At 61.4% G+C, this 25,516-nt stretch carries 24 protein-coding genes; 15 read left to right on the top strand and 9 right to left on the bottom strand.

Going from position 1 to position 25,516, the window contains the following annotated elements; translation table 11 throughout:
* Positions 1 to 134 precede the first annotated feature (134 nt).
* From aspA to AC5O5I_RS27675, 4 genes are all read left to right on the top strand, one after another.
* Positions 135 to 1,559: an aspartate ammonia-lyase gene (gene aspA, locus AC5O5I_RS27660; RefSeq protein ID WP_172226009.1), complete on the top strand. Its 1,425-nt coding sequence runs from the start codon at positions 135 to 137 to the stop codon at positions 1,557 to 1,559.
* Positions 1,560 to 1,737: 178 nt separating this feature from the next.
* Positions 1,738 to 2,730, top strand: coding sequence for an AraC family transcriptional regulator (locus AC5O5I_RS27665; RefSeq protein ID WP_172226006.1), 993 nt, complete (start codon positions 1,738 to 1,740; stop codon positions 2,728 to 2,730).
* 231 nt (positions 2,731 to 2,961) lie between these two features.
* Entirely contained in the window at positions 2,962 to 4,005 is a 1,044-nt protein-coding gene (locus AC5O5I_RS27670; protein ID WP_172226003.1) for a histone deacetylase family protein, read from the top strand.
* Positions 4,005 to 5,108 (top strand): polyamine ABC transporter substrate-binding protein, encoded by a 1,104-nt coding sequence (locus AC5O5I_RS27675; protein WP_172287352.1) that lies wholly within the window; start codon positions 4,005 to 4,007, stop codon positions 5,106 to 5,108. The genes AC5O5I_RS27670 and AC5O5I_RS27675 overlap by 1 nt, the downstream gene beginning before the upstream one ends.
* Before the next feature lie 79 nt (positions 5,109 to 5,187).
* Here AC5O5I_RS27675 and pdxR read toward each other — a convergent pair whose 3' ends face one another.
* A complete protein-coding gene (gene pdxR / locus AC5O5I_RS27680; protein WP_494511862.1) occupies positions 5,188 to 6,726 on the bottom strand; it encodes a MocR-like pyridoxine biosynthesis transcription factor PdxR in 1,539 nt (512 codons plus the stop codon).
* Between the two features lie 91 nt (positions 6,727 to 6,817).
* Between pdxR and AC5O5I_RS27685 the strand changes: the two genes are divergently transcribed.
* The 3 genes from AC5O5I_RS27685 to AC5O5I_RS27695 are packed head-to-tail and all read left to right on the top strand — an operon-like array spanning position 6,818 to position 8,585.
* Positions 6,818 to 7,447 (top strand): FMN-binding negative transcriptional regulator, encoded by a 630-nt coding sequence (locus tag AC5O5I_RS27685; RefSeq protein WP_172225995.1) that lies wholly within the window; start codon positions 6,818 to 6,820, stop codon positions 7,445 to 7,447.
* 12 nt (positions 7,448 to 7,459) lie between these two features.
* Positions 7,460 to 7,906: a GNAT family N-acetyltransferase gene (locus AC5O5I_RS27690; protein ID WP_172225992.1), complete on the top strand. Its 447-nt coding sequence runs from the start codon at positions 7,460 to 7,462 to the stop codon at positions 7,904 to 7,906.
* A 7-nt stretch (positions 7,907 to 7,913) separates the two neighbouring features.
* Positions 7,914 to 8,585 carry a GNAT family N-acetyltransferase gene (locus AC5O5I_RS27695; RefSeq protein ID WP_494511863.1) on the top strand — a complete coding sequence of 224 codons (672 nt, stop codon included), beginning with the start codon at positions 7,914 to 7,916 and terminating at the stop codon, positions 8,583 to 8,585.
* A 49-nt stretch (positions 8,586 to 8,634) separates the two neighbouring features.
* On the opposite strand, the gene AC5O5I_RS27700 is transcribed toward AC5O5I_RS27695, so the two are convergent.
* The 3 genes from AC5O5I_RS27700 to AC5O5I_RS27710 all read right to left on the bottom strand — a co-directional run bounded on the left by AC5O5I_RS27700 (position 8,635) and on the right by AC5O5I_RS27710 (position 12,353).
* Positions 8,635 to 8,913, bottom strand: a complete 279-nt coding sequence (locus AC5O5I_RS27700) for a helix-turn-helix transcriptional regulator (protein WP_172226018.1) — start codon at positions 8,911 to 8,913, stop codon at positions 8,635 to 8,637.
* 204 nt (positions 8,914 to 9,117) lie between these two features.
* On the bottom strand, positions 9,118 to 10,926 hold the full coding sequence (oadA, locus tag AC5O5I_RS27705) for a sodium-extruding oxaloacetate decarboxylase subunit alpha (protein ID WP_172225986.1): 1,809 nt from the start codon (positions 10,924 to 10,926) through the stop codon (positions 9,118 to 9,120).
* 11 nt (positions 10,927 to 10,937) lie between these two features.
* The gene (locus tag AC5O5I_RS27710; RefSeq protein ID WP_172225984.1) at positions 10,938 to 12,353 is read right to left on the bottom strand and encodes an acetyl-CoA carboxylase biotin carboxylase subunit; all 1,416 of its coding nucleotides are present in this window, start codon (positions 12,351 to 12,353) and stop codon (positions 10,938 to 10,940) included.
* Between the two features lie 189 nt (positions 12,354 to 12,542).
* Here AC5O5I_RS27710 and AC5O5I_RS27715 point away from each other — a divergent pair, with 189 nt between their 5' ends.
* On the top strand, positions 12,543 to 13,505 hold the full coding sequence (locus tag AC5O5I_RS27715; protein WP_172225981.1) for a LysR family transcriptional regulator: 963 nt from the start codon (positions 12,543 to 12,545) through the stop codon (positions 13,503 to 13,505).
* On the opposite strand, the gene AC5O5I_RS27720 is transcribed toward AC5O5I_RS27715, so the two are convergent.
* Positions 13,447 to 13,665, bottom strand: a complete 219-nt coding sequence (locus tag AC5O5I_RS27720; protein WP_172225978.1) for a PA3496 family putative envelope integrity protein — start codon at positions 13,663 to 13,665, stop codon at positions 13,447 to 13,449. The two genes, AC5O5I_RS27715 and AC5O5I_RS27720, sit on opposite strands and share 59 nt — an antisense overlap.
* A gap of 108 nt (positions 13,666 to 13,773) precedes the next feature.
* Positions 13,774 to 14,640, bottom strand: a complete 867-nt coding sequence (gene hexR / locus AC5O5I_RS27725) for a transcriptional regulator HexR (RefSeq protein WP_494511864.1) — start codon at positions 14,638 to 14,640, stop codon at positions 13,774 to 13,776.
* Positions 14,641 to 14,743: 103 nt separating this feature from the next.
* Here hexR and zwf point away from each other — a divergent pair, with 103 nt between their 5' ends.
* From zwf to AC5O5I_RS27750, 5 genes are all read left to right on the top strand, one after another.
* Entirely contained in the window at positions 14,744 to 16,186 is a 1,443-nt protein-coding gene (gene zwf, locus AC5O5I_RS27730) for a glucose-6-phosphate dehydrogenase (protein ID WP_172224857.1), read from the top strand.
* Between the two features lie 87 nt (positions 16,187 to 16,273).
* Positions 16,274 to 16,591 carry a hypothetical protein gene (locus AC5O5I_RS27735; protein WP_494511865.1) on the top strand — a complete coding sequence of 106 codons (318 nt, stop codon included), beginning with the start codon at positions 16,274 to 16,276 and terminating at the stop codon, positions 16,589 to 16,591.
* Between the two features lie 197 nt (positions 16,592 to 16,788).
* Positions 16,789 to 18,975 carry a DNA helicase II gene (gene uvrD / locus AC5O5I_RS27740; protein ID WP_494511866.1) on the top strand — a complete coding sequence of 729 codons (2,187 nt, stop codon included), beginning with the start codon at positions 16,789 to 16,791 and terminating at the stop codon, positions 18,973 to 18,975.
* A 110-nt stretch (positions 18,976 to 19,085) separates the two neighbouring features.
* Entirely contained in the window at positions 19,086 to 19,940 is an 855-nt protein-coding gene (locus tag AC5O5I_RS27745) for a Tim44 domain-containing protein (RefSeq protein WP_172224851.1), read from the top strand.
* A 114-nt stretch (positions 19,941 to 20,054) separates the two neighbouring features.
* Positions 20,055 to 20,462 carry an SMI1/KNR4 family protein gene (locus tag AC5O5I_RS27750; protein ID WP_172224841.1) on the top strand — a complete coding sequence of 136 codons (408 nt, stop codon included), beginning with the start codon at positions 20,055 to 20,057 and terminating at the stop codon, positions 20,460 to 20,462.
* An 86-nt stretch (positions 20,463 to 20,548) separates the two neighbouring features.
* Here the strand turns inward: AC5O5I_RS27750 and AC5O5I_RS27755 are convergent, their stop codons facing one another.
* Positions 20,549 to 22,309 carry a cation:proton antiporter gene (locus tag AC5O5I_RS27755; RefSeq protein WP_172224839.1) on the bottom strand — a complete coding sequence of 587 codons (1,761 nt, stop codon included), beginning with the start codon at positions 22,307 to 22,309 and terminating at the stop codon, positions 20,549 to 20,551.
* A 340-nt stretch (positions 22,310 to 22,649) separates the two neighbouring features.
* Here AC5O5I_RS27755 and AC5O5I_RS27760 point away from each other — a divergent pair, with 340 nt between their 5' ends.
* The gene (locus AC5O5I_RS27760; protein WP_218583495.1) at positions 22,650 to 23,135 is read left to right on the top strand and encodes an acyl-CoA thioesterase; all 486 of its coding nucleotides are present in this window, start codon (positions 22,650 to 22,652) and stop codon (positions 23,133 to 23,135) included.
* Here AC5O5I_RS27760 and pdxY read toward each other — a convergent pair.
* Positions 23,132 to 24,004 carry a pyridoxal kinase PdxY gene (gene pdxY / locus AC5O5I_RS27765; RefSeq protein ID WP_494511867.1) on the bottom strand — a complete coding sequence of 291 codons (873 nt, stop codon included), beginning with the start codon at positions 24,002 to 24,004 and terminating at the stop codon, positions 23,132 to 23,134. The two genes, AC5O5I_RS27760 and pdxY, sit on opposite strands and share 4 nt — an antisense overlap.
* Before the next feature lie 119 nt (positions 24,005 to 24,123).
* Here pdxY and AC5O5I_RS27770 point away from each other — a divergent pair, with 119 nt between their 5' ends.
* A complete protein-coding gene (locus tag AC5O5I_RS27770) occupies positions 24,124 to 24,516 on the top strand; it encodes a DUF3301 domain-containing protein (RefSeq protein WP_172224830.1) in 393 nt (130 codons plus the stop codon).
* On the opposite strand, the gene AC5O5I_RS27775 is transcribed toward AC5O5I_RS27770, so the two are convergent.
* Positions 24,517 to 25,488: a CobW family GTP-binding protein gene (locus AC5O5I_RS27775; protein WP_494511868.1), complete on the bottom strand. Its 972-nt coding sequence runs from the start codon at positions 25,486 to 25,488 to the stop codon at positions 24,517 to 24,519. It abuts the gene before it with no gap.
* Positions 25,489 to 25,516 lie beyond the last annotated feature (28 nt).

Raw genomic sequence — 25,516 nt, forward strand, 5'->3', positions numbered from 1 at the left:
ATTGGCGTCACATGAAACAGTATGCCGTTTACGCATAGGTTAGCGTGCAACAGCATTGGCCGCAAAATCACCTTAAGGCCTAGGATTAGCGCCATTCCGGCATGTGCCGGGTCAAAATCGAGATGATATACATCATGTCTTCCGCTGCATCGTTCCGCGTCGAAAAAGATCTGTTGGGTACCCTTGAAGTTCCTGCCGATGCCTACTACGGCATCCAGACCCTGCGCGCTGCCAACAACTTCCACCTCTCCGGCGTTCCGCTGTCGCACTACCCGAAACTGGTAGTCGGCCTGGCGATGGTCAAGCAGGCTGCTGCTGATGCCAACCGAGAGCTGGGGCACTTGAGCGATGCCAAGCATGCTGCCATCAGCGCTGCTTGCGGGCGACTGATCAAAGGCGACTATCACGAGCAGTTCGTGGTCGACATGATCCAGGGTGGTGCCGGTACTTCCACCAACATGAACGCCAACGAAGTCATCGCCAACATCGCGCTGGAGGCCATGGGCCACCAGAAGGGTGAGTACCAGTACTTGCACCCGAACAACGATGTGAACATGGCACAGTCGACCAACGACGCCTACCCGACGGCCATCCGCCTGGGCCTGCTGCTGGGCCATGACGCCCTGCTGGCCAGCCTCGACAGCCTGATCCAGGCCTTCGCTGCCAAGGGAAAGGAATTCGACCACGTACTGAAGATGGGCCGTACCCAGCTGCAGGACGCCGTGCCGATGACCCTGGGCCAGGAATTCCGCGCCTTCGCCACCACCATGACCGAAGACCTCAACCGTCTGCGTTCGCTGGCGCCTGAGCTGCTGACCGAAATCAACCTGGGTGGTACTGCCATCGGTACCGGTATCAACGCCGACCCGGGTTACCAGATGCTCGCCGTACAGCGCTTGGCACTCATCAGCGGCCAGCCGCTGGTACCGGCTGCCGACCTGATCGAAGCCACCTCCGACATGGGCGCTTTCGTGCTGTTCTCCGGCATGCTCAAGCGTACCGCGGTCAAGCTGTCGAAGATCTGCAACGACCTGCGCCTGCTGTCCAGCGGCCCGCGCACCGGCATCAACGAGATCAACCTGCCAGCGCGTCAGCCAGGCAGCTCGATCATGCCAGGCAAGGTCAACCCGGTTATTCCGGAAGCCGTCAACCAGGTGGCCTTCGCCATCATGGGCAACGACCTGGCCCTGACCGTCGCCGCCGAGGGTGGCCAGCTGCAGCTGAACGTGATGGAGCCGCTGATCGCCTACAAGATCTTCGACTCGATCCGCCTGCTGCAACGCGCCATGGACATGCTGCGCGAGCACTGCATCGTCGGCATCACTGCCAACGAACAGCGCTGCCGTGAACTGGTCGAGCACTCGATCGGCCTGGTCACCGCCCTGAACCCGTACATCGGCTACGAAAACGCCACCCGTATCGCCCGTGTCGCCCTGGAAACCGGCCGCGGCGTGCTGGAACTGGTGCGCGAGGAACAGCTGCTGGACGAAGCGATGCTCAACGACATCCTGCGTCCGGAAAACATGATCGCTCCACGTCTGGTTCCGCTGAAGGCGTAACCAGGCTGCTGCAAACAGTCTCACCAGGTTAAGGGACTAGACACCTCTCAACCTTTCAAGGCCCGAGCCTATGCCTCGGGCCTTTTTTTGCCTGATGAATTTGTGGCCGCTTGCCAGCCCCGGGTATCGGCACACAACTTGCTCCATAATGCATCCCAGTCCAACGGGATTACCCAGCATGCTGCACAGCCACCTGACCACACTCAACGCAGTTTCGCTGATCCTCAACGTCTTCCAGGCAGACGGTTGCGAAGCTTCGGCGCTGCTGGCCGGCAGCGGCATAGGCCCGGCAGACCTTGGCCACGCCGATGCGCGCATCACCACCCAGCAAGAGCTGCAGGTGTGCGCCAACGCCGTGGCCCGGCGCGAGGACATCGGCCTGGAGCTGGGTCGGCGCATGCATGTGTCGTGCTATGGCATGCTCGGTTACGCCCTGCTCTCCAGTGCCACTTTGGGTGACGCCCTGCGCCTGGCGCTGCAGTATCCGGCACTGCTGGGAACAGTTTTCAAGCTGCGCTTGCTCGACGATGGCCAGCGCGTCTGGTTCAGCGCCAGCGATTACCACGACAGCGCAGCGCTTGGCGCTTTCAACGCCGAATTCTGCCTGGTGTCGCTGAAAATCATCTGCGACGACCTGCTTGGCTGCCCGCTGCCGCTGCTGGGTGCGCGTTTCGAACACGCGCGGCCCGGCTACCACGCGCTTTATGACGGTGCATTCCAGTGCGCGATCGGTTTCGACGCAGAGGACAATGCCTTCGCCTTCGAGCGGCGCTGGCTGGACATGCCGCTGCCACTGGCCGACCCGATTACCCACAAGGCCATGAGCGAACGTTGCCGGCGGCTGAACCTTGAGTTCACCGGCCGCCAGGCCTGGCTGGGGCGTATTCGTCAATTGCTGGCGCAGCAACTGGACGCCGCACCTGGGCTGGAAGGGTTGGCGCGGCAGATGAATTGTTCTTCCCGCACGCTGCGGCGGCATTTGCAGGCATTGGGCAGCAGTTATCAACAGCTGCTGGATGAACTGAGGTTCGAGCGGGCCAAGCAGTTGCTGGCCGATGAGCAGATGCCGATCTACCGGATTGCCGAGACTTTGGGGTTCAGCGAGACGGCCAGTTTCCGGCATGCCTTCCAGCGCTGGAGTGGTGTGGCACCCAGCCACTTCCGCGGTTGACCTGTCCCGCCCCTTCGCGGGTGAACCCGCTCCCACAGGTATTGCACCAGCCTTGGGTGCGGCACCAAACCGTGTGGGAGCGGGTTCACCCGCGAAGAGGCCAGTACAGGTCAACAACAATCCGGCCACAGCGCTTGGCCACATCGATCCCCTTTTGGCCGTTTGCGTCGTTCTCCATAACTGACCGGCACATGACAATGGGCCCACGCCAGTACCCACCGGAGAACAACAATGCTGACGATCTATTCCGATGACCATCGCCTGCACCACGGCCGCTGCGAGCTGATCGACGGCAAGCTGATGCCCTGCTTCGAAATGCCTTCGCGCGCCGACCATGTGCTGGAGCAGGTGAAACAGCGCAACCTTGGTGATATCCAGGGCCCCACCGACTTTGGCCGCTCGCCCTTGTTGCGGGTCCACAGCGCAGATTATCTGGACTTCTTCGAAGGCGCCTGGGCACGCTGGGCCGCACTCGGCCACGAGGGCGACCTGTTGCCGTTCACCTGGCCAGCACGCACCCTGCGCCAGGTAAAACCTACCGGCCTGCACGGTGAACTGGGCTATTACAGCTTCGATGCCGGCGCGCCGATCACCGCCGGTACCTGGCGGGCCGCCTACAGCGCTGCTCAGGTAGCCCTCACTGCCCAGGCGGCCATCGAGCAAGGCGCGCATTCGGCCTTCGCCCTGTGCCGCCCGCCAGGGCACCACGCCGCTGGCGAAGTCATGGGCGGCTACTGCTACCTGAACAACGCCGCCATCGCCGCCCAGGCCTTCCTCGACCAGGGCCGGAACAAGGTCGCCATCCTCGACGTCGACTATCACCACGGCAACGGCACCCAGGACATCTTCTACCAGCGCAACGACGTGTTTTTCGCCTCGATCCATGGCGACCCGCAGGCCGAGTTCCCGTTTTTCCTGGGCTACGCCGACGAGACAGGCGAAGGCGCCGGCGAAGGTTTCAACATCAACTACCCCTTGCCCGCTGGCAGCGACTGGGCGGCCTGGAGCGCTGCGCTGGAGCAAGCCTGCCAACGCATCGCCAGCTATGACGCCGACGTGCTGGTGATCTCGCTGGGCGTGGACACCTTCAAGGACGACCCGATCTCGCAATTCAAGCTGGACAGCCCGGACTACCTGGAAATGGGCAAGCGCATCGCCGAGCTCGGCAAGCCGACCCTGTTCGTGATGGAAGGCGGCTACGCTGTGGAAGAAATCGGTATCAACGCGGTCAATGTGCTGGACGGTTTCCAGCGCGCCCAGCCAGGAGCCCGGTAATGGTCCGACTCAAGCGTCTGCTCACCCCGTTCATCGCTGCCACCCTGTTCACCGGTGCCCTGCACGCTCAGGCCGAGCAGCGCACCCTGCGTGTATATAACTGGTTCGATTACATCACCCCGCAGACCTTGACCGACTTCAAGAAGGACAGCGGCGTCAAGCTGGTGTACGACATCTTCGACACCAACGAAGCGCTGGAAGCCAAGCTGCTGACCGGCAACTCCGGTTATGACGTGGTGGTGCCGTCCAACGTGTTCCTGGCCAAGCAGATCGAAGCCGGGGTGTTCCAGCCGCTGGACCGCAGCAAGCTGCCCAACTGGCAACACCTGGACCCGGCACTGATGAAGCTGATCGAGGCCAACGACCCCGGCAACAAATTTGCGGTGCCCTACATGTATGGCACCGTGCTGATCGGCTTCAACCCGGCCAAGGTCAAGGCTGCGCTCGGCGACAACGCCCCGGTGGACAGCTGGGACCTGATCTTCAAGGAAGAGAACATCGCCAAGCTCAAGCAATGCGGTGTGGCACTGCTCGACTCACCCTCGGAGATTCTGCCACTGGCGTTGCAGTACCTGGGCTTGCCGCCCAACAGCGACAAACCGGCAGACTACAAGCAAGCCGAGGCGTTGATGCTGAAGATTCGCCCGCATATCACCTACTTCCACTCTTCCAAGTACATGGCAGACATCGCCAATGGCGATATTTGTGTAGCGGTGGGCTACAGCGGCAGCTTCTCCCAGGCCGCCAACCGTGCCCGCGAAGCCAAGAATGGCGTGGTAGTCGATATGCGCCTGCCAAAGGAAGGTGCACCGATCTGGTTCGACATGCTGGCGATTCCGAAGAACGCGGCCAACCCGGAAGATGCCCATGAATTCATCAATTACCTGCTGCGGCCCGAGGTGATTGCGCCGATCAGCGACTTTGTCGGGTATCCGAACCCCAACAAGGATGCGACCGACAAGGTGAACCCGGCGATTCGCAACAACCCCAACCTGTATCCGACGGCAGAGGCGATGGCCAAGCTTTATACCCTCAAGCCTTTGGCGCGGGATGCAGAGCGGGCCAGGACTCGGGCTTGGACGCGGATCAAATCCGGGACCTGAGTTGGATCTTCGCCGGTGAACACGCTCCCACAGGATCTGCGTCGCGTCTGAGGCCGGCGCAGTACCTGTGGGAGCGGGTTCACCCGCGAAGAGGCCGCCAAGCCTTGCGCAATTTCATCATGGCCTCGGCAATTTCCCCCTCCGGTACCGCGGCAAACCCGAGCACCAGCCCCGCGCGCTTATCCACAGGCACATCGCTGTTCGCCAACCAGAAATTGCTCAGCGGCGTCACCTCCACCCCTATCGCTTCCGCCTGGGCCACCAACTCCTGCTCCCGCGCAAAGTTATCCACATCAACCTTTACATGTAGCCCGGCCGCCACTTCCGGCATGCCGCCCAACCCCGGAATATCCTCAGGCCAACCCGCCTTGAGCACATTGCGCCGGCTCAACGCCGCCTTGCGCATACGGCGGATATGCCGCTGGAAGTGCCCCCTGGCCATGAACTCGGCCATTACGCACTGGCTGCTGACCTCCGAATGCCGCACCGCCAGCGCTTTGCCCTGGCTGAATGCCTGCACCAGGCGCGGCGGCAACACCAGATAGCCCAGTCGCAACGCCGGGAAGGCGATCTTGCCGAAGGTGCCAACATATAAAACACGCCCATGTCGGTCGAGAGCCGCCAGCGGGGCCAAGGGAGCGCCGCTGTAACGGTACTCGCCATCGTAGTCGTCTTCGATAATCCAGCCATCGCTTTGCTCGGCCCATGCCAGCAACTGAAGACGGCGCGCCAGACTCATGGTGACCCCGGTCGGATACTGGTGGGCCGGCGTGACATAGGCCAGCCGGCAATCTTCAAGCTGCGCGAGCTGGCGACAGTCCATGCCGTCTTCGTCCACCGCCACGCCATGCAACTTGCCACCGACCAGCGCAAAGGCGTGTCCGGCCGCGCGGTAGCCTGGGTTTTCCACAGCCACCCCGTCGCCAGGCTGCAGCAGCAGCTGTGCACAAAGGCTGATGGCCTGCTGCGCGCCACTGGTGATCACAATTTGCTCAGCCGTGCAGCTCAGCCCGCGCGAACGGCGCAGGTAAGCCGCGATCAGCTCGCGCAACGCAGGCTCACCTGCCGGGTCACCGTAGCCCAGCTGCGCTGGTGACGGATTACGCCAGAAACCCGCCTGCAGCTTGGCCCAGACATCGAACGGGAACAGGTCGAACGCGGGGATGCCGACGCGAAAAGCACGCGGGGCAGCGCTTTTCGGCGGAGGTAAATGATGATTTTTCAGACGCTGCAACGGCTCGCTGATGCGTCTATTGCTGGATAAATACTCAGTATTTTTCGGGTTAAATGTGGATAACCCTGTGGATAAACCCAGGGATAACCCTGTGGATAGTTGTGTGGATAGTTTCGGCAGGCGACTGACGTAAGTGCCGTCACCTACCCGGCTTTCAATGTACCCCTCGGCATACAGCTGGTCATAGGCACGCACCACGCTGTTGCGTGACAGCGCCAGCATCGCGGCCAGGTCCCGGCTGGCCGGCAGCCGCGTGCCGCTGCTCAGCCGCCCGTCCAGTACCCGCGCACGCAGCGCCTGGTACAACTGCTGGCTTAGCCCGCGGCGGCGATCCAAGTCAATCCCGGCAGGGTCGAAAGGCAGTATGAGGGGGCGCTCGCTCATGGCATTGGACCTATCAAAACAGGCAGTAATGGCTCTTACCCAGAACCAATAGCCTGCCTAGGATAGAGCCATTCGACAAGGGACTCGACACATGTACAACAGCAAGCCGCACCAGGAACACGACCTCGGTCGCCTGCACCAGCACATGCTGGACACCCGCCTGGCGGTTCTGGTCAGCCAAGGCGAACAGGGCCTGCTGGCCACCCACCTGCCGGTGCTGGTCGACACCGCCGAAGGCGAATACGGCACCGTCTATGCCCACCTGGCGCGGGCCAACCGCCAGTGGCAGGACCTGGCGCAGGGTGGCGAAGCCCTGCTGGTGTTCCCCGGTGCCGATGCCTACGTCAGCCCCGGCTACTATCCGAGCAAGGCCGAGAACCCCAAAGTGGTGCCAACCTGGAACTACCTGGCCGTGCACGCCTATGGCCCGGCAGAAGTGATCCATGATGCCGCGCCGCTGCTGGCTATCGTCAGCCGCCTGACCGATCGCCACGAACAAGGCCGCAGCGCCCCGTGGAGCGTCACCGACGCCCCTGCTGATTATATTGACGGCATGCTTCGCGCCATCGTCGGCATCCGCCTGCCCATCACCCGCCTGCAAGGTGCACGCAAGCTCAGCCAGAACCGCGCCGGGCAAGACATCGCCGGTGTACGCGAAGGCCTCGGCGCCAGCCCCGATCCACTGGACAACCAACTCGCGGCGCACATGCGTCAGCTCTGAAGGAATAGCCCCATGCCCAGCGTTACCCTGCGCCCCGTTACCGCCCAAGACCATGCTGCCTGGCTCGGCTTGTGGCAGGCCTACCTGCATTTCTATGCAACCGAGCTGGCCGATGAGGTCAGCCTGAGCACCTGGCAACGCCTGCTCGACCCGAACGAACCAACCCATTCGACCCTGGCCTGGGTGGATGGCAAGGCGGTGGGGATGGTCAACTTCATCTACCATCGTTCCAACTGGAGCATCGAGAATTCCTGCTACCTGCAGGACCTGTACGTGGACGAGACGCAGCGCGGCCTGGGTATCGGCCGCCAGCTGATCGAGCACGTCTACGCCACTGCCAAGGCCGACAGTTGCATCAAGGTGCACTGGCTGACCCACGAGACCAACGCCACCGCCATCAGCCTGTATCAGCAGGTTGCCGAGCGATCGGGCTTCATCCAATTCCGCAAAGGGTTGTAAGCCGAACATGACTGACGCATTGCACTGGAAACCCGCTGCCGTACCTCGAGCCGAGCCCATCGAGGGCCGCTTCATTCGCCTGGAAAAGCTCGACCCTGTGCGCCATGGCGACGACCTCTGGGAGGCGCTGCAGGGGCCGGCATCCGACCCTGTGCTGTGGGACTACCTGCCCTATGGCCCATTCGCCGAGCGTGGCGCCTTCGACCGCTGGCTGGAAGGCAATGCCGCCGGCCTCGACCCGCTGTTCTATACCGTCATCGACCGCGCCACCGGCCAGGCCCAGGGCATTCTCAGCCTGATGTCGATTGTGCCCGACCATGGCCGCATCGAAATCGGCCACATCGCCTTCGGCGCCGCCATGCAACGTACGCCCAAGGGCACCGAGGCGGTGTACCTGCTGGGCAAGCTGGGTTTCGAACTGGGTAACCGCCGGCTGGAATGGAAGTGCAACAACGCCAACGCCCGCTCCAAGCGGGCGGCGGAGCGGTTTGGCTTCGAGTTCGAGGGCGTGTTCCGCAAGCACCTGGTGGTCAAGGACCATAACCGCGATACGGCGTGGTATTCGATTACCGATGATGAGTGGCCGCAGGTGGCGGCAGGGTTCGAGCGGTGGTTGAGCGATGCCAACCAGCGGCCTGAAGGTCAGGTACACACCCTTGAGGCATGCCGGATAGGCTGATATTGACCACGGATCACGGGCCAGCAGGCCTGTGATCGGTATGAAGATATTACCTGACCTTGGTGGCGCGCCTGACCACGCCCATCTGTAAACCGAATGGCTTGAATACAGCGTTCAATGACTTGAGCGTGGGGTTACCATCCCCCTGCTCGATCTGAATCAGCGTACGCACTGAAACCTTGCACATCCGCGCGAACTGAGTCTGCTGCATTTTCGCCACCTCCACGCGTAGCCGTCGCACGGCTGCCCCCAACTCAAGGCTCCCCTCGGCGATACCTTCGCGCACGCCATCGATCAGCAGCCCGCGGGCGTCGATGGAAACCGTCATGCCAACCCCCACTCCGCCATTCGGCGCTCAAGCTTGCCCAGCGCAATCGCCGGGTGATTCATCACTGCATCCGTGAAAATTTCTGCATTTTAATGCAGATGTAAACCAACCATCAGTATCAAATCTGCAATAAAATGCATCAGCACGAAAAAAAGGGGAGCATTCGCTCCCCAGAGGTAAACCGCTTGTAGATGAAGGCTTCTGTCAGCCCTCGATCTCGATCAGGATCTCACCCGGCGTCACACGGTCGCCCTTGGCCACGTGGATGGCCACGACCTTGCCGGCAATGGCTGCCTGCACTTCGGTCTCCATCTTCATGGCTTCGGTAATCAGCACGGCCTGGCCGGCCTTGACCGAGTCGCCTTCCTTGACCAGGACATCGACGATGTTGCCTGGCATGTTGGTGGTCACATGGCCCGGGGCGCTGGCCTGCTTGCGCTTGCTGCCGCCGCCGCCGACGAATTCGTTGAGTGGCTCGAACACCACTTCCTCCGGCATGCCGTCGATCGACAGGTAGAAGTGACGCTTGCCTTCGGCCTTCACGCCCACACCGGTGATGTCGACGCGATAGGTTTCGCCGTGCACGTCGATGACGAATTCGGTCGGCACGCCTTCACCGCCCGGGGCAGCCACCGCGCCAGCTTCCGGAATCGGCAGCAGGGCTTCCGGGGTGAGGGTGCCGGCTTCGCGTTCTTCGAGGAACTTGCGGCCAATGTCAGGGAACATGGCGTAGGTCAGCACATCCTCTTCACAACGGGCCAAGGCGCCGATATCGCCGCGCAACTTGGTCATTTCCGGCTTCAGCAGGTCGGCCGGGCGCACATCGATCACTTCTTCGCTGCCGATCGCCTGACGACGCAGCTGTTCACTGACCACGCCAGGAGCCTTGCCGTAACCGCCTTGCAGGTACAGCTTCACCTCGTTGGTGATGGTCTTGTAGCGCTCGCCCGCCAGCACGTTGAAGAACGCCTGGGTACCGACGATCTGCGAAGTGGGGGTAACCAGCGGCGGGAAGCCGAGGTCTTCGCGAACGCGCGGGATCTCAGCCAGCACTTCGTTCATGCGGTTGAGGGCGCCCTGCTCCTTGAGCTGGTTGGCCAGGTTGGAAATCATCCCGCCCGGCACCTGGTTGACCTGCACACGGGTGTCGACAGTGGTGAATTCGCTTTCGAACTGGTGGTACTTCTTGCGCACGGCATAGAAGTACAAGCCGATTTCCTGCAGCAGCTCCAGGTCCAGGCCGGTGTCGAACTCGCTGCCCTTGAGCGCGGCAACCATCGACTCGGTACCCGGGTGGCTGGTGCCCCAGGCGAAGCTGGAGATAGCGGTGTCGATGTGGTCGGCACCGTTTTCCACCGCTTTCAGCTGGCACATGGCAGCCAGGCCGGCGGTGTCGTGGGAGTGGATGAACACCGGCAACGATTGCTCGGCTTTCAGCGCCTTGACCAGTTCACCAGTGGCAAATGGTGTCAGCAGGCCGGCCATGTCCTTGATCGCGACCGAATCGCAACCCATGGCTTCCATCTGCTTGGCCTGGTTCACGAAGGCGTCGATTGTGTGAACGGGGCTGGTGGTGTAGGCGATGGTGCCCTGGGCGTGCTTGCCTGCAGCCTTGACGGCCTCGATGGCTACCCGCAGGTTACGCACGTCGTTCATGGCGTCGAAGATACGGAACACATCGATGCCGTTGACCGCAGCCTTGGCAACGAAGGCTTTGACCACGTCGTCGCTGTAGTGGCGGTAGCCCAGCAGGTTCTGGCCGCGCAGCAGCATTTGCAGGCGGGTGTTGGGCAGCGCCGCGCGCAGTTTGCGCAGGCGCTCCCATGGGTCTTCCTTGAGGAAGCGCACGCAGGCATCGAAGGTGGCGCCGCCCCAGACTTCCAGCGACCAGTAGCCGACCTTGTCGAGCTTTTCGCAGATCGGGAGCATGTCTTCGGTACGCATGCGGGTAGCCAGCAGGGACTGGTGGGCGTCGCGCAGGATCGTGTCGGTTACGTGAATTTTCTTGGACATTATGGGGTTCCTCACAGGCCTGCGTGGGCGGCGATGGCGGCGGCGATGGCCAGGGCCAGCTCTTCGGGTTTGCGCTTGATCGAGTAGTTGGTCAGTTCAGGGTGGCTTTCAACGAAGCTGGTGTTGAACTGGCCGCTACGGAATTCCGGATTGCGCAGGATTTCCTGGTAGTACGCGGCGGTGGTCTTCACCCCTTGCACGCGCATGTCGTCCAGGGCCCGCAGGCCGCGGTCCATGGCTTCTTCCCAGGTCAGCGCCCACACCACCAGCTTCAGGCACATGGAGTCGTAGAACGGCGGAATGGTGTAGCCGGTGTAGATCGCCGTATCGGTGCGCACGCCCGGGCCGCCGGGGGCGTAGTAACGGGTGATCTTGCCGAAGCTGGGCAGGAAGTTGTTTTTCGGGTCTTCGGCGTTGATGCGGAACTGCAGCGCATAGCCGCGGTGCTGGATGTCTTCCTGCTTCACCGACAGCGGCAGGCCCGAGGCAATGCGGATCTGCTCGCGGACGATGTCGATACCGGTGATTTCCTCGGTGATGGTGTGCTCCACCTGCACCCGGGTGTTCATTTCCATGAAGTACACCTCGCCATCGGCGAGCAGGAACTCCACGGTACCGGCGTTCTCGTAGTTGACCGCCTTGGCCGCACGCACCGCCAGGTCGCCGATGTAGGCGCGCTGCTCGGGGGTAAGCTGTGGGCTCGGAGCGATTTCGACGAGCTTCTGGTTACGGCGCTGGATCGAGCAGTCGCGCTCGAACAGGTGCACCACATTGCCGAAGCTGTCACCGAGGATCTGCGCCTCGATGTGTTTGGGGTTGACGATGCACTTTTCCAGGAACACTTCGGCCGAGCCAAAGGCCTTGGTGGCTTCGGATATCACCCGCGGGAAGTTCTGTTCCAGTTCTTCGCGGCTGTTGCAACGACGAATACCGCGGCCGCCACCCCCGGAGGTAGCTTTCAGCATCACCGGATAACCGATGCGCTCGCCTTCGCTGAGGGCTTCGTGGATGTCGGCAACGTTGCCTTCGGTACCTGGTGTAACCGGCACACCGGCGGCGATCATGGTGCGGCGTGCTTCGGTCTTGTCGCCCATGCGACGAATGACGTCGGCGGCCGGGCCGATGAACTTGATCCCGCGCTCGGCGCAAATCTCTGCCAGTTCAGCGTTTTCCGACAGGAAACCATAGCCAGGGTGCAGGGCATCACAGCCGGTTTCCACAGCCAGGTTCACCAGCTTGCGCGGGTTCAGGTAACCGGCCAGCGGTTCTTCACCAATGCTATGAGCTTCGTCGGCGCGCTTGACGTGCAGGGCGTGCCGGTCGGCGTCGGAATAGATCGCTACCGAGCGAATGCCCATCTCGGCGCAGGCACGCACGATCCGAACTGCAATTTCACCTCGGTTGGCGATCAGGATTTTTTTTATCACTGGAGTCTTCCCAAAGCCGTAGGAACAGTCGAGCCGGTTCTACCGGTCGGCGCGTGACCAAGCATTGCTGGCCAGTCGCGTATTCACCCTAGCGCTGTAGGTCGATAAACAAAAATCAATATTTGTTAGGGGCTGTATTAGCAAAAGCTTATAGTTCGGTAACAGGGTGTTGCCAATGAGCTGAAAAAAATGCGTAAGTCCTTGATGCGTATGACATTGCGTCAATTGCAGATCTTCAACGAGGTGTGCGATTTGCGCTCATACAGCCGCGCGGCGGAGGAAATGGCGCTGACACAACCCGCCGTCAGCCTGCAGATCCGCCAGCTTGAAGAGCTGATCGGCCAGCCGCTGTTCGAGTACATCGGTAAAAAGCTTTATCTGACGGAAGCGGCCGAGGCCCTGCAGCGCGCCAGCCGCGACATCTTCGGGCGCCTGGAGAGCCTGGACATGCAACTGTCGGACATGCAGGGCTCACTGCAAGGGCAGCTGAAGCTGGCGATCGAGTCCAGTGCCAAGTACTTCGTGCCACACCTGTTCGCCGCCTTCAAGCAACGTCACCCGGAGGTCAACCTGACCTTGACGGTGGTCAACCGCGCCCAGGCCATCCGCCGCCTGTCCGACAACCGCGACGACCTGATCATCATGTCCATGGTGCCGCAGGACATGGGTCTGGAATTTTTGCCGTTTCTGAATAACCCGATCATTGCCGTGGCCCCGCCCGAGCACCCGCTCTGCAAGCTGGAGCAGCTGCGCCTGCAGGACCTGGAGCCTCATACCCTGCTGGTCCGCGAGCAAGGCTCGGGCACACGCAAAGCCTGCGAAGAGTACTTCAAGGACAAGCGCGTGCACTTCACCCAGACTCTGGAAGTGGCCTCGGCCGATGCCCAGCGCGAGTGCGTGATCGCAGGCCTTGGTATCGCCCTGCTGACCCGCCATGCGGTCAACCTGGAACTGGCCACCGGGGCGCTGAAGGAGCTGCCGGTGGAAGAACTGCCGCTGTACCGCAGCTGGTGCGTGGTACAGGCCAAGGCCAAACGGCAGTCACCGGTGGCCTTGGCTTTCCTGGCATTCATCCGCGGCGAACGTGCATTGATCAGTGCGCTTGTTGAGCGTTTTTCGGGGAAGTTGCTGCCGACGCCTGCCACACAGTGAGCTCTTGCAGCTCAGGGTAGTCCACCAGGTCGCGCAGCAGTTGACGTTGGTCGCAATAGCTCTCGATCGCCCGGCGGTATTCCATGCGGCGCTGATCCTTTTCCTGCTGCTTGCGAGCCTTGGCGTTGGGTTGGTACGTACCGTCGAAGTCACGAGCCATTGCCTGTCTCCCAGATAGGGTGCGGAGGCTTCAGACTGGCAATGGAGGTTGACGTTTTGGCTGTGAAATGGTGACAAAACAGTGAAATCTGCCTTGCCGGGCCATTGATCAGTCGTCGGTAGCCTTGATCGACTTGGGCGACAAACGCAGGCTGCGCAAGCTGCGCTTCACGCTCTTCAGGTGGTTGACCAGGCTCGGCCCGCGCGCCATGGCCACGCCCATGGCCAGCACGTCGATTACCACAAGGTGGGCGATACGCGAGGTCAGCGGGGTATAGATTTCGGTGTCCTCGTGCACGTCGATTGCCAGGTTGACGGTCGACAGCTCGGCTAGAGGCGTCTGGCTGGGGCACAGGGTGATCAGGTTGGCGCCACTCTCACGTACCAGGTTGGCAGTGATCAACAGGTCCTTGGACCGCCCCGACTGGGAAATGCACACCGCTACATCGCCAGGTTTCAGGGTAACCGCCGACATCGCCTGCATGTGCGGGTCGGAGTACGCTGCCGCGCTGAGCAGCAAGCGGAAGAACTTGTGCTGGGCGTCGGCCGCCACCGCACCCGATGCGCCAAAACCATAGAATTCCACCCGCTGTGCCTGGGCCATGGCACTCACCGCCAACTGCAGCGCCTGCGGGTCGAGGTGCTCGCGCACCTCCATCAGGGTGTGCAGGGTGGTGTCGAAAATCTTCAGGCTGTAGTCGGCGACCGAGTCGTCTTCATGGATGGCGAACTGGCCGAAACTGGCCCCGGCGGCCAGGCTTTGCGCCAGCTTCAGCTTGAGGTCCTGGAAGCCCGAGCAACCGATAGCCCGGCAGAAACGCACGATGGTCGGCTCGCTGATACCCACGTTGTGCGCCAGGTCGGCCATCGAGCTGTGCATGACGGCAGCCGGGTCCAGCAGCACGTGGTCGGCCACTTTCAGTTCCGATTTGCGCAGCAGGTGGCGCGATTGGGCGATATGTTGCAACAGATTCACGGGCTGGACTCGGTTATGATCGGCTGGCCGGGTTGTAGCTTTCTTGTAGTTATACTACATGGACGCCAACCCGCCCAGTTAAACGAACGTGGAGAGTGGCGGTTTGACTATTCCTTGCGACATTCTGGTCTTCGGCGGCACCGGCGATCTGGCCCTGCACAAACTGCTCCCGGCGCTCTACCACCTGTTTCGCGAGGCCCGTCTTGACCCTGCCGTACGCATCATCGCGCTGGCTCGGCGCAACCTGCCACGCAACGACTACCTGAAGCTGGCCGAGCGCCACTGCCGGGCGCAAATCGCCCGCAGTAACTTTGAAGAAGACGTCTGGCAACGGTTTTCCGCACGGCTCGACTATTTCCCCATGGATGCTTCGCAAAGTGCCGACTTCGGGCGCCTGGCACGCTACCTGGGCGAGCCCGGCGGGCTTACGCGCATCTTCTACCTTGCCACCGCCCCGAACTTGTTCGTCCCTATTGCCAACCACCTGCGTAACGCCGGCCTGGCCGATGCCGAGGCGCGCATCGTGCTGGAAAAGCCGATCGGCCACTCGCTTGAATCTGCCACTGCCATCAACGAAGCGATTGGCGCAGTATTCGAAGAAAATCAGGTGTTCCGCATCGATCATTACCTGGGCAAGGAGACCGTACAGAACCTGATGGCGCTGCGCTTTGCCAACGCCTTGCTGGAGCCGGTGTGGCGCAACAACCAGGTCGATCATGTGCAGATCAGCGTCTGCGAAACGCTCGGTGTAGAGAACCGCGGCGGCTACTACGACCGCGCCGGGGCGATCCGCGACATGCTGCAGAACCACCTGCTGCAGCTGCTGTGCCTGGTGGCCATGGAGCCACCCTCACAGTTCGAGGCCGAAGCGGTACGCGATGAAAAAGTAAAGATATTGCGGGCGCTCAAGCCGATCACTGGCCAGGACGTGCAGGACAAGACCGTGCGCGGCCAGTACGGCGCCGGGCGCATCGGTGGCCAGGAAGTGCCGGCGTATTACTTCGAAAAGGATGTCGACAACGACAGCGACACCGAAACCTTCGTCGCCGTCGAAGCGCACATCGACAACTGGCGCTGGGCGGGTGTGCCTTTCTACTTGCGCACCGGCAAGCGTATGGCGCGACGCACGTCGCAAATCGTCATCCAGTTCAAGCCTGTGCCCCATGAACTGTTCAGCGGGGCACAGGTCAACCAGCTGCTGATCCAGCTGCAACCGGACGAACGCATCAGCCTGCGCATGATGACCAAAAGCCCAGGCAAGGGCATGCGCCTGGAGCCGGTGGACCTGGACCTGAACCTGGCCCAGGTCTTCAGCCAGACCCGTCGCTGGGAAGCCTACGAACGCCTGCTGCTGGATGTGCTGGATGGGGATTCGACACTGTTCATGCGTCGCGATGAAGTGGAGGCCGCCTGGGCCTGGGTCGATCCCATTATCAAGGGCTGGGAAGAACATTTCCAACCTCCACGTAACTATGGCGCGGGAAACAACGGACCTGAACAGGCCAGCGCGCTGCTCGCCCATCAAGGCAGACACTGGTACAGCTGAACCCTTTCTGACTGCATGGCCCTGGGTTACGCGCGCAATCATGTGCTCACGCGATATTCCGTCGCGCTAACCTGGAGAATGAGCAACATGTCTATCGAAACGAATGGTTGGGTAGCACAGCAGGACAGGATGCCGGGAAATGCAAATTTCCGTGTCTATGGCAATGTCATGGTCGGCCACCCCGGCATCAGTCCGCGACTGAGCATACGCAAGTTGCAGGACAAGTCTCACGCGCTGGCACTTGAGCTGACGCAGGAGACCGAGGGAGGTATCTACCCTCAGGTAGTTACCGAAAAGCCGGTGAGCTTCCGGATGCCGGGGGATCACGGCGCTATTCCGAAAGTGGACATCTTCCATGACGACAAGCTGATTGCCAGCATCACCGAGATCATGATCACAGACTGATCAGCTTTCCGCTAAAACAGCTTGGCCGACAATGTCCTGACTGCAATATTGTCAAAACCATTACAGCTCAGGACATCTGACCAGAAGTTCGGCCCCGTCCCACGCTCGTGGCACCCTGGCGATGAATGGTGCGAACCAGGTGAATATTCATACAGTAGGCGTTTGCCCGTTCCTGCGCGGCACCCTAGAATGGCCCGATGCGCACAGACGACCTCTCCTTCCTGCTGAATTCCCTCAACGATGCCCAACGCCAGGCCGTAGCGGCCACGCTCGGGCGTCAACTGGTGCTTGCCGGCGCCGGTTCCGGTAAAACCCGCGTGCTGGTGCACCGCATCGCCTGGCTTATCCAGGTGGAGCAGGCATCGCCGCACTCGATCCTGTCGGTGACGTTCACCAACAAGGCTGCGGCAGAAATGCGCCAGCGGATCGAGCAGCTGCTGGGGATCAACCCGGCGGGCATGTGGGTCGGGACCTTCCACGGCCTTGCCCATCGCCTGCTGCGGGCCCATTGGCAAGAAGCGCGACTGGTACAGAACTTCCAGATCCTCGACAGCGACGACCAGCAGCGCCTGATCAAACGGGTAATGCGCGAGTTGGGCCTGGACGAGCAGAAATGGCCGGCACGCCAGGCCCAGTGGTTTATCAACGGGCAGAAGGACGAGGGCCTGCGCCCGCAACATATCCAGGCCGGGGGCGACCTGTTCCTGTCCACCATGCGCGACGTGTATACCGCCTACGAGCAGGCCTGCGAGCGCGCCGGGGTCATCGACTTTTCCGAGCTGCTGCTGCGCGCCCTGGACCTGTGGCGCGACCACCCGGGCCTGCTGGAGCATTACCAGCGGCGCTTCCGCCACGTGCTGGTGGACGAGTTCCAGGACACCAACGCGGTGCAATACGCCTGGCTGCGCCTGCTGGCGCGCGGTGGCGACAGCCTGATGGCGGTGGGCGACGACGACCAGTCGATCTACGGCTGGCGCGGCGCCAAGATCGAGAACATCCACCAGTACACCGCCGATTTCCCGGACGCCGAAATGATTCGCCTGGAGCAGAACTACCGCTCCACCGGTGGCATCCTCAAGGCGGCCAACGCCCTGATCGCGAACAACAGCGGGCGCCTGGGCAAGGAGCTGTGGACCGACATGGGCGAAGGCGAACCGCTGACCCTGTACGCGGCCTACAACGAGCACGACGAAGCGCGCTACGTGGTGGAAACCATCGAAAGCCTGGTCAAGCAAGGCAATGCGCGTAACGAAATCGCCATCCTGTACCGTTCCAACGCCCAGTCGCGGGTACTGGAAGAAGCCCTGCTGCGCGAACGGATCCCGTACCGCATCTATGGTGGCCAGCGCTTCTTCGAACGCGCCGAGATCAAGAACGCCATGGCGTACCTGCGGCTGATCGAAGGCCGAGGCAACGATGCCGCCCTGGAGCGGGTGATAAACGTACCGCCGCGCGGTATTGGCGAAAAAACCGTCGAAGCCATTCGCGAGCACGCCCGCCACAGCCAGCTGTCGATGTGGCAGGCGATGTGCCAGCTGATCGCCGGCAAAGCCCTGAAAGGCCGCGCAGCCAGTGCCCTGGGGGCGTTCATCGAGTTGATCGAAGGGTTGGCAGCCAAGGTCGTGGACATGCCGCTGCATACCATGACCCAGACCACCATCGAGCAGTCGGGGCTGATCACTTATCACCAGGAAGAAAAGGGTGAAAAGGGCCAGGCACGGGTAGAAAACCTTGAGGAACTGGTGAGCGCGGCGCGCAACTTCGAATCCACCGACGAAGACGCCGAGCTTTCGCCACTGTCGTCCTTCCTCGGCCATGCCTCGCTCGAAGCCGGCGATACCCAGGCCGACGAACATGAAGACAGCATCCAGCTGATGACCTTGCACAGCGCCAAGGGCCTGGAGTTCCCGTATGTGTTCCTGGTGGGCATGGAAGAAGGCCTGTTCCCGCACAAGATGAGCCTGGAAGAACCCGGCCGCCTGGAAGAGGAACGCCGCCTGGCCTACGTGGGCATCACCCGCGCCATGCGCCAGCTGGTCATGACCTACGCTGAAACTCGTCGCCTGTATGGCAGCGAAACCTACAACAAGGTGTCGCGTTTCGTACGCGAAATTCCGCCGGGGCTGGTGCAGGAAGTGCGCCTGTCCAATAGCGTCAGCCGTCCGTTCGGCGGGGTGAAGACGGCCACCAACAGTAACCTGTTTGCCAATGCGAGCATCCCGCAGACCGCATTCAGCCTTGGCCAGCGTGTGCAGCATGCGGTGTTTGGCGAAGGTGTGATCCTCAACTTCGAGGGGTCCGGCGCCCAGGCGCGGGTCCAGGTGAATTTTGCCGAAGGCAGCAAATGGCTGATGTTGGGGTATGCCAAGCTCGAGGCCTTGTAACACTTGGGCAAAGCTTAGGCAAAAGCTCGAAACATTATGTCGCTGGTCATGTGCACGGGAACCTGTGCAACATGACGCGCGTGCAATCCACAACAGGGGATATCCCATTTATGCAACGTTTTCTTAGCATCGCACTGGCGCTCTGCGTCGGCCTGACGCTGAGCCTGGACGCCAACGCCAAGCGCTTCGGCGGTGGCAAGAGCTCGGGCTCCGCGCCTATCCACCAGACCCGCCAGGCTACGCCAACCACGCCTGCCGCCGCACCGACCGCACCTGGCCGTGCACCGGCTGCTGCCAGCGGTGCTTCGCGCTGGCTGGGCCCATTGGCCGGTCTCGCCGCCGGTGGCCTGCTGGCGTCCATGTTCATGGGCGACGGTTTCGAAGGCTTCCAGATCATGGACTTCCTGATCGTGGCGCTCATCGCCTTCCTGGTGTTCCGCTTCATCGCCGCGCGCCGTCGCCAGCAGCAGCCGCAAATGGCCGCGCCAGGCCATGCGCCGATGCAGCGTGAGGCTCACGGCCAGCCTGCCCAGCCGTCGATCTTCGGTGGTTCGGCCGCACCTGCTGCCGCAGCTGCGCCGGTGATCAACGCCCCGGCCTGGTTCAACGAGCAGAGCTTCCTGGCCGCCGCTCGCAACCACTTCCAGTCGCTGCAGCAGCACTGGGATGCCAACGAAATGGACAAGATCGCCGAGTTCGTCACCCCGCAAATGCTCGAGTTCCTCAAGCGCGAGCGCGCTGAGCTGGGTGATGGCTTCCAGGCCACCTACATCGACAACCTCGAAGTGCAACTGGACGGTCTCGACGACCGCGCCGACCGCACCGACGCCACCCTCACCTTCCGTGGCCTGTCGAAAAACTCGCGCTTCGACCAGGGCGAAGTGTTCAGCGAAAGCTGGCACATGGTTCGCGCCCAAGGCGAGAACCAGCCTTGGCTGGTTGCCGGTATCCGTCAGAACGGCTAACCGCTGCGTGCTGCACAAAAAACCCCGGGCCTTGCCCGGGGTTTTTGCTTTTGCCAAAGTGGGCTACTAGGGTATAACGCGCAGCGTTGTCATCTAGGTCAGAGGAAGTGAACCGTGGAAGAAGTGATCGAACAACTCCGTGAAGCCAATGAGCCGGTGCCGGTGCCCCTGGAGCTTCCCGACGAGGACCAGTTGGTAGAGATTGAAGAACAGCTGTTCATCAACATTCCGTTCGTGTTCAAAGAATTTCTGCTGACCGTCAGCGATGTGGTCTACGGCTCCCTGGAGCCGGTCACCGTCACTGATCCGCAGTCGCACACCTACCTGCCAGAGGTGGCCTCCAACGCCTGGGATGCCGGGGTGCCGCGTGATCTTATTCCCCTGTGCCAGGACGGCGACAACTACTACTGCGTCGAAGAAGACGGCACCGTGGTGTTGTGGGATGCCGAAGAGGAAATCGCCGGCGAGGAGAGCTGGGAATCGGTGTGGCACTGGGCGCGTGATGTCTGGCTGGAAAGCTGATTAGCACCTGTGAATTGATGCAGCCGGTGCCGGCCCTGTGTGTGGGGGGTTTACCCACCAACAGGGCCGCACTGGAGCTTTCACCCTCAGTGGGTATTCTCGCGGCTGTTCTCCAACGTCTCCAGCAAGGCAATCTGCATGCGCGTATGCACGCGGATAAACCAGCGCCATAGCAACGCCACCACCACCGCAGCAACCACGGCAATCACCAGCAGCAGCTCATTGGTCGGCAGAATGCTCGCCGACAACGCAGACAGCAGCAGGAAGATTACCAGCAGCGACAGCAGCGGGATCACCTCGGCAATTACCCGACGCACGCGCTGGGTATGTCGCCCGGCCATTTCCGGCTTTACGCCCATCTCTGCCAGCAACATCGAAAGCGCCTTGAGCTTGCGGTAGGCGGCAATCAGAAATGGCAACGACAGCAACAGTGCAGCGCCCCATATCACGGCTTTCTGCTGGCTGGCATCGCTGACCCATTCACTGAGCCAGTTGCCGATACGCCCTGCAAAGTAACCACCGCTGAAGAAAATGGCGATGACCAGCGCCAGGTTCACCCCCACTTGCAACAGGATGCGCCGGATCATCGCCGCCAGCATCGCGCTCTCGCCCTGCGGCTGGATGTTGCGCAGCCACTCGCCATACAACGACAGCACCCGTGCCAGGCGGCCGGGTACCACCCTACCGAGCTTCTGCGACAACGGGTCGGCTGCCCGGATCAGGTAGGGCGTCAACAACGTGGTGATGGCCGATACGGCGACGGCCACCGGGTAGAGGAAGTCGCTGGTCACCTGCAAGGTCATGCCCAGCGCGGCGATGATGAAGGAGAACTCGCCGATTTGCGAAAGCCCCATGCCCACGCGCAACGACGTGCGCCCGTCATTGCCGGCGATGAACGCCCCCATGCCACAGGACAGCATCTTGCCCAGTACCACGGCCAGGGTGATGACCACGATCGGCCAGGCGTAATCGACCAGCACCTGGGGGTCGATCATCAGACCGATCGCCACGAAAAATATCGCGCTGAACAGGTCGCGCACAGGTTCGATAAGGCGCTCGATTTTCAGCAACTGGCGCGATTCGGCCATGATGGCGCCGATCAGGAACGCCCCCAGGACCATGCTGTATTCCAGCTTGACCACCAGCAGGCAGAAGCCAAAGCACAGGCCCAGCACGGTAATCAGCAGCATCTCGTTGCTTTCGAACTTGGCCACGTAGGCCAGCAGCCGCGGTATCAGCAGGATGCCGATGACCAGCGCAACGATCATGAACAGCGACAGCTTGCCGACGGTGGAGAACACCTCGCCGGAGCTGACCGTGCCGCTGACGGCAATGCCCGACAACAGGGCGATGATGCCGATACCAAGAATGTCCTCGACGATCAGCACGCCAAAGATCAGTTGGGCAAAGCGCTCGTTCTTCATCTTCAGGTCATTGAGCGCCTTGACGATGATGGTGGTCGAGGAAATGGCCAGGATGGCGCCGAGGAACAGCGAGTCCATGGTGTTCCAGCCGAACCAGCGGCCGATCTCGAAGCCGATCCAGATCATCAGCACGATTTCCAGGAAAGCCGCGATAAACGCCGTTGCACCCACCTTGAACAGCTTGCGCAGGCTGAACTCCAGCCCGAGGCAGAACATCAGGAAGATAACCCCCAGTTCAGCAAGGATCTTGATGGTGTCCTCGTCGTGAATCAGGCCAAACGGAGGGGTATGCGGGCCGATGATGAAGCCGGCGACGATGTAACCCAGCACCACGGGCTGCTTGAGACGGTGAAAGAGGATGGTCACCACGCCCGCGACCAGCATGATGACTGCCAGGTCCTGGATAAAGCTGATGGCATGCATGGCGTGATACTCCTTTTCTCGTCTTTGTCTGGATGCCTGGGCAGACCGCTCCTCTGCCAAGGCAACCCCGAGCGAGCAGCAAGTACACACGGTATTGAATGCGGGAAAGCCCATGTTGCATGGGCGTACTCAGGTTAACATCGCACCCCGCCGCAAAAAGCTGGTGCAATATGCAGAAACAGATCGGCCGTTAAAGCGCCTCCGATGGCATCATCAGCGTGACGACACGGCGCCTGCCAACGTCCCGTATCAGGAAGGCAAATTCAAAGAGGGGAAAGAAATGTCTGCAGAGTACAACCCCCACAAGCCCGATTCAGCGCAACCCGACCGTGAGCACACTATGGAACCTGGAAACGCCCAGCTGAGCATGACCGTCCTGATGACCCCGGACATGGCCAACTTTTCTGGCAACGTACATGGCGGCACCCTGCTCAAGTACCTCGACGAAGTGGCTTATGCGTGCGCCAGCCGCTATGCCGGCAGCTATGTGGTTACGCTGTCGGTCGACCAGGTGATCTTCCGCGAACCCGTGCATGTGGGCGAACTGGTGACCTTCCTGGCGTCGGTCAACTACACCGGCAACACATCGATGGAAGTCGGCATCAAAGTGGTGACCGAAAACATCCGCGAGCGCTCGGTGCGCCATTCCAATAGCTGCTTCTTCACCATGGTCGCGGTTGATGACAACCGTCGCCCGGTGCCGGTACCCCCGCGCCAGCCGCACAGCAGCGAGGAGAAGCGCCGGTTCCTGCAAGGCCAGCAGCGTCGGCAGATTCGCCAGGAGCTGGAAAAACGCTACCAGGACTTGAAAACCGACGGTATCTAAAGCGCCAGCGGTTGCGCCTCGAAGCGCACCCGTGGGTGCGCGATGCGGTCCTGGGCCCGCACCAGCTGCAATTCGTAGCTGGCGCAGGCCTGGGTTTCCAGCAGCACCTCGTGCACGGCCGCGGCGGTGAATTCAAACGCCTGCACCCAGCTATCGCCAAGCAGCACACGGGCCAGGAACAGGCCTGAGGTCAGGTCCCCCACCCCAACCGGCTGCCGCGGGAAGGCCAGCAGCGGACGGCGCAGATGCCAGCTGTGTTCGGCCGTTACCAGCAGCATCTCGAAGTGGTCTGCGGCACGCCCTGGGTAAGCCAGGTGCTTCACCAGCACAACCTGCGGCCCGCGCTGCAGCAGGCCGCGAGCCATGCTCACGCAATCTTCCAGAGATTGCGCACGGCGCCCACAGAAGCTGTCCAGCTCCAGCTGATTGGGGCACAGGATGTCCGCCCTCGCGACGGCCTCATCAAGCAGGAACTCGCTGACCTCCGGCGGCACGATGCAGCCCTTCTCAGGGTGCCCCATGACCGGGTCGCACATGTACAACGCCTTCGGGTTCACCGCCTTTATCCGTTCGAGGCCGGCCAGAATCGCCCGTCCTTGCTCGGCACTGCCCAGGTAGCCGGACAGTACCGCATCGCAGTGGCCCAGCTCGCCGATGTTGCAAATGCCTTGCACCAACGCAGGAATTTGCGCCGGGGCAAGCACTTCGCCCGCCCACTGGCCATACTGAGTGTGGTTGGAGAACTGCACGGTATTGAGCGGCCAGACATTGACCCCGATACGCTGCATGGGGAACACCGCGGCACTGTTGCCGGCGTGGCCGAACACCACATGGGACTGAATGGCGAGCAGGTGCGGGGTACGTTTCATGCGGAGATTTCCAAAACTGTTTCAAGAATTGTGCGCAACGCAGTATGAACTCGATTGCCACCTGTACGACAGGCCAGGGACGCAGTTAAGCTGGATCTACCTGTTTGGAGCATACGCAAATGTTGACCCTGGAGAACCTCTTCGTCCTGATGCTGGTCGCGTCGGCAGGCGCCTGGTTATGGCACAACCACGGGTTGCGCGAAAAAGCCCTGGAGCGGGTCAAACAGCATTGCGCCAAGCTTGACCTCGAACTGCTCGACGATGCCGTCGCCCTCAAGCGCATCGGCTTAGTGCGTGATGCCAATGGCCGCAAGCGCCTGGCGCGTATCTACGCCTTCGAGTTCACCGTCACCGGCGAGCAACGCCACCCCGGTACCGTGACCCAGTTTGGCGCCCATAGCGTGCATATCGAACTGGCACCCTACCCGTTCGAAATCAAGACTCCACCGCGCACCGACAATGTCATCGAGATGCAGCAGTGGCGCCAGGAACACAACCGCTGGCGCAATTGATCAGCTGACGAGGCAATCGCTCAACCCCTTTTGTAATGCGGGTTGCGATTGCGGCTGAGCAAAAATCAGCTCGATACGAGTGTCCTTGCGCCAGTCACTGGGTTGCCATGCTGGCATATCCCCCGCCAAGCCATTGAACGACTGCCAACCGTCCACGCTGTGGATAACTCCTTTGGCGCGCATCCACGGCCAATTGCCCAGGAACGCCTGCAGCCGCTGTGGATAAAACTGCTGAGCCGGATGCCAGCGCCAACCAATACTCCATCCACCCTCTCCCTGCTGGGCAAGACAGATCGGCTGACTGGGATCAGTCCATAGCACCGCGGGCACTATTCCAAGATTGTCGACAATCCCATTAGTCACAGAAGGGGTGTCGACAATCTTTGCAGAGACCCCTGGAAGGGCCGCAAATGGGAGACGCCCCTGCACTACCCAATGAACGATCTTGGTATAAAAATTATTAGTTATCAACAGCTTAGATGTTTCATCCACAAGCTCAGACTTGTTGAAAACTATACTTTCAGCCGCAGCAATAGCCTCCAGCTGCGGTTGCGGAATCGGTTCACTTCGAACTATGGACCGGGCATCCAAAACCACTAACAACGGCTGAATTGTCAGCACTCCGAGCCATGGAGCTTTATTCAGCTGAGCGAGTAATTGCACTGGATGACCCAGGCCTGAGGGCTCGATAAACAGCCGATCAGGGCGGGATTTGCGCAAGAGCCGGCCAAGGCCCACCTGGAACGGCATACCGTTGACGCAGCACAGGCAGCCCCCCGCGACCTCGCTCAGGGTGATGCCGTCCTCGTCACGGCTGAGCAGAGCTGCATCCAGGCCTATCTGGCCGAACTCATTGATCAATACCGCCCAACGCTCATTGGCCGGACGCTGGGCCAGCAGTTGACGGATAAGGGTGGTTTTGCCAGCCCCAAGGGGGCCGGCGATTACATGGGTGGGAATGTTCTGCAGCATGGGGTGGCTTCAAGGGAGTGATGCTTCA

This window comes from Pseudomonas sp. 9_2_1 (genome assembly GCF_059295275.1).

Excerpts from the sequence above, each read along its gene's own strand:
- aspA (WP_172226009.1), top strand. The coding sequence starts at position 135 with ATGTCTTCCGCTGCATCGTTCCGCGTCGAAAAAGATCTGTTGGGTACC.
- AC5O5I_RS27665 (WP_172226006.1), top strand. The coding sequence starts at position 1,738 with ATGCTGCACAGCCACCTGACCACACTCAACGCAGTTTCGCTGATCCTC.
- AC5O5I_RS27670 (WP_172226003.1), top strand. The coding sequence starts at position 2,962 with ATGCTGACGATCTATTCCGATGACCATCGCCTGCACCACGGCCGCTGC.
- AC5O5I_RS27675 (WP_172287352.1), top strand. The coding sequence starts at position 4,005 with ATGGTCCGACTCAAGCGTCTGCTCACCCCGTTCATCGCTGCCACCCTG.
- pdxR (WP_494511862.1), bottom strand. The coding sequence starts at position 6,726 with ATGAGCGAGCGCCCCCTCATACTGCCTTTCGACCCTGCCGGGATTGAC.
- AC5O5I_RS27685 (WP_172225995.1), top strand. The coding sequence starts at position 6,818 with ATGTACAACAGCAAGCCGCACCAGGAACACGACCTCGGTCGCCTGCAC.
- AC5O5I_RS27690 (WP_172225992.1), top strand. The coding sequence starts at position 7,460 with ATGCCCAGCGTTACCCTGCGCCCCGTTACCGCCCAAGACCATGCTGCC.
- AC5O5I_RS27695 (WP_494511863.1), top strand. The coding sequence starts at position 7,914 with ATGACTGACGCATTGCACTGGAAACCCGCTGCCGTACCTCGAGCCGAG.
- AC5O5I_RS27700 (WP_172226018.1), bottom strand. The coding sequence starts at position 8,913 with ATGACGGTTTCCATCGACGCCCGCGGGCTGCTGATCGATGGCGTGCGC.
- oadA (WP_172225986.1), bottom strand. The coding sequence starts at position 10,926 with ATGTCCAAGAAAATTCACGTAACCGACACGATCCTGCGCGACGCCCAC.
- AC5O5I_RS27715 (WP_172225981.1), top strand. The coding sequence starts at position 12,543 with ATGCGTAAGTCCTTGATGCGTATGACATTGCGTCAATTGCAGATCTTC.
- AC5O5I_RS27720 (WP_172225978.1), bottom strand. The coding sequence starts at position 13,665 with ATGGCTCGTGACTTCGACGGTACGTACCAACCCAACGCCAAGGCTCGC.
- AC5O5I_RS27735 (WP_494511865.1), top strand. The coding sequence starts at position 16,274 with ATGTCTATCGAAACGAATGGTTGGGTAGCACAGCAGGACAGGATGCCG.
- uvrD (WP_494511866.1), top strand. The coding sequence starts at position 16,789 with ATGCGCACAGACGACCTCTCCTTCCTGCTGAATTCCCTCAACGATGCC.
- AC5O5I_RS27745 (WP_172224851.1), top strand. The coding sequence starts at position 19,086 with ATGCAACGTTTTCTTAGCATCGCACTGGCGCTCTGCGTCGGCCTGACG.
- AC5O5I_RS27755 (WP_172224839.1), bottom strand. The coding sequence starts at position 22,309 with ATGCATGCCATCAGCTTTATCCAGGACCTGGCAGTCATCATGCTGGTC.
- AC5O5I_RS27760 (WP_218583495.1), top strand. The coding sequence starts at position 22,650 with ATGGAACCTGGAAACGCCCAGCTGAGCATGACCGTCCTGATGACCCCG.
- pdxY (WP_494511867.1), bottom strand. The coding sequence starts at position 24,004 with ATGAAACGTACCCCGCACCTGCTCGCCATTCAGTCCCATGTGGTGTTC.
- AC5O5I_RS27770 (WP_172224830.1), top strand. The coding sequence starts at position 24,124 with ATGTTGACCCTGGAGAACCTCTTCGTCCTGATGCTGGTCGCGTCGGCA.
- AC5O5I_RS27775 (WP_494511868.1), bottom strand. The coding sequence starts at position 25,488 with ATGCTGCAGAACATTCCCACCCATGTAATCGCCGGCCCCCTTGGGGCT.